At 70.8% G+C, this 2,892-nt stretch carries 2 protein-coding genes and 1 pseudogene; 2 read left to right on the top strand and 1 reads right to left on the bottom strand.

Annotated elements, in window-relative coordinates; genetic code table 11:
- Positions 1-1,130 (bottom strand): annotated as a pseudogene (locus tag VFF46_RS26685) (hypothetical protein); the annotation flags it as partial.
- Positions 1,131-1,232: 102 nt separating this feature from the next.
- Here VFF46_RS26685 and VFF46_RS26680 point away from each other — a divergent pair.
- Positions 1,233-1,907: a HEAT repeat domain-containing protein gene (locus tag VFF46_RS26680; protein WP_325039968.1), complete on the top strand. Its 675-nt coding sequence runs from the start codon at positions 1,233-1,235 to the stop codon at positions 1,905-1,907.
- 31 nt (positions 1,908-1,938) lie between these two features.
- A partial coding sequence (locus VFF46_RS26675; RefSeq protein WP_325039967.1) for a HEAT repeat domain-containing protein occupies positions 1,939-2,892 on the top strand: 954 nt, incomplete at its 3' end.

Genomic DNA, 2,892 nt, shown 5'->3' with positions numbered 1-2,892 from the left:
TACTCGAGCTCGGCGCGCGGGCTGATCGACGAGCCGCTGAAGAACTGCTTCTGGTGGTAGTAGCACGGCCCCCAGGTGAGCACGCTGCCCATCCACAGGCCCTCGCCGCGGACGTGCCGGATCATCGTCTCCGGCGTGACGCCCTCGGACGGCACGTTGTAGTGCGAGCAGCCGCCGGCGTGGATGTGCGGGTCGCCCGAGTAGTACCCGTGCGCGGCCGGGTCGGTCCAGCGGTCGAGGTCGATCCGCAGCGACTCGGTGTAGGCCGCGACGTCGGCCTCGAGGTGCACCTCGAGGTACTCCGGCCCGCGCCGTGCGGAGATCGTGTACTGCCCGGCCGGGAGCGTGATCACCTCACCGGTCGCCCGGTACACGTGGTCGTGGAAGAACATGTCCGGCGCCAGCCGCATCGCCTTCGACGGGTACGCGCGGCGCTGCCCGTCCCGGACGGTCAGCGTCGCCACGGTACTGCTGCCGTCCGGCTCCCGTACGTCGAGCCGGATGTCGCGGGCGGGCGCGCACTCGAAGTCGTACTTCGCGGCGTACTGCCGGGCCTCGAACCCCATCCGCTGCCAGGCCTTGCGGAGCGGCCCGCGGGTGATGCTGTCGAACTCCTCCTCCACCGCCATCACGAACGACAGCTCGCCGCCACGGACGCCGCCGTCGCGGCTGTACAGGCTGATCACCTTGTACTCGACGTCCACCCCGGACACGTCCGTCGGGCCGGCGAGCTTCACCTCCAGCCAGCTGCGCTCGATCCGCGGTACGACGGTCAGCGTGTCCGGCATCGCGATCCGCGCCGAATGGCTGTGGAAGTCGACGTTCCCGAGCACATCGTTCGACGGCGCGGACAGGTCGCCGAGCAGGCCGTGCGGGTTCGCGACCCGGACCAGGAAGCTCCGCCACCCGTGCTGCACGAGCCGCGGCGGCGCGGCTCCCGGCGTACTGGCGGTCAGTCCCTGCTCGTCGATCTCGACCTCGACGACGACGTACGGACGGAGCAATTCGTCGACCTGCGCCACGTCGGCCGCCACGGCCAGCCGGCCGTCCAGATCGTCGGGTAGTGGTTCACCGATGTCACGAAGTTTCTCAACGGCGCGAGTCGCGGATGCCAGCAGTGGCTGAAGCACAGGACCTCCTCGTCGTGGACCAGCCTCCGACACTAGCCGCCGCGCCTCCCGCTGGCTTCCGGTTTTCGGGGCGATGCTTGACCTTGACACAGTGTCAACGTCTTGACTGTCGGGCAGGAGGTGGTTCGCGTGAACCCGAAGTACGACCCGCTGGAGGCGGCTGACACGTCGACGCGGCTGCAGGCGGCGATGGCGATCGGTGCGGAGGCCGATCCCGAGCTGGTGCGGGTGCTGGTGGCGCGGTGCGGGGTGGAGCCGGACTTCTTCGTGCGCGACATGCTCACGTGGGCGCTGATCCAGCTGCCGGCCTCCGTGACTGTGCCTCTGGTCGTCGCTGAGCTGGACTCGGCGAACGCCCAGGCTCGCAGTCAGGCGCTGCACACGCTGTCGAAGCTGAAGGAACCGGCGACCTGGCCGGCGATCACCCGGCAGCTGCTGCACGACCCGGACGACGAGGTCAGGCGGGCTGCCTGGCGTACGGCGGTCGGGCTGGTTCCGGCCGGCGAGGAGCGGCAGCTCGCGGCGGAGCTGGTGACGGAGCTCGGCCGCGGCGACCGCGACGTACAGCTGAGTCTCAGCCGGGCGCTGGTCGAGCTCGGCGACGCGGCCGAGGATGCGCTGGCGGGTGCTGTGGTGAGCTCTTCGGTTAAGGTCCAGGCGCATGCGCGTGCCACCGAGCGGCTGCTGCGGGACCCCGAGGCGAACTTCGGCGCCCTGCTCGACGAGGCGAAGCGAGCCGTTGCCCTCGGCCCCCAACAGGTCCATGCTCATCGGTGAGGTGGCCCGCCGGTCCGGGGTGAGCTCGCGAATGCTGAGGCATTACGAGTCCCTCGGGCTGGTGCGGCCCACCGGCCGGACGGTCGGCGGGTACCGCGAGTACGCCGACGCCGACATCCGGCGGATCTTCCATGTCGAGGCGCTGCGCTCGCTCGGCCTGTCGCTGCGCGAGATCGGCCGCGCGCTGGAGGACCCCGGCTTCGCGGCGCCGGCGCTGCTGGGCGACCTGATCCGTCGTACCGAAGAACGTGTGCAGCGCGAGCAGGAACTCCTGGAGCGGCTGCGCGCGATCGACACGGCGGCCCCCGGCGACTGGCCCGACGTACTCCGGGTCGTCGAACTGCTGCACAGCCTCAACTCCCCCAGCGCGGCGCGCCGTCAACAGGCCGTCCTAGCACCGACCGACGACGAACTGCCCACCGAGATCCTCGCCGCCGCACTCCTGACCGAGTCCGACCCCAACGTCGCCGGCGCGCTGCGTTGGGCCTTGGCGCGTTCCACCGACGACGTACTGGCCGCACTGACCCCGGCCCTCCGCTCGGAGGACGTCACGATCCGCCGCCGCGCCGTCGCCGCGATCGCCGACCTCACCACACCCGACGCGATCGCCGTACTCACCACCGCCCTCAAGGACCCGGACCTCGCCGTCCGCAAACACGCCGCCCTGTCCCTCGGCACCCGCGGCGAGCGATCCGCCGTACCCGCGTTGGTTGCCCTGATCATCGAAGGCACCAACGACGTGGACGCGGCCGAGGCCCTCGGCGTACTGTCCGCAACCCCCGCGACCGCTGCCCACATCCTCACCACCCTGACCCACCTCCTGGCCTCCCCGAGCACTTCACCCGAAGCCCGGCTCCGCCTCGTCCAGGCCCTCGGCGAACTCCCATCCTCCGTCACCCACGACGTCCTCGAGTCCCTCACGCACGACCCGCAAACCCCGGTGGCTCTCACCGCCAAGGCCCTGCTGCGGAATGACAGAATGGGC

It is taken from the genome of Kribbella sp. (assembly GCF_035655035.1).
Classification (GTDB): domain Bacteria; phylum Actinomycetota; class Actinomycetes; order Propionibacteriales; family Kribbellaceae; genus Kribbella.
Note: the sequence above shows the minus strand (reverse complement) of the source record. Positions and strands in the feature narration are given on the sequence as shown.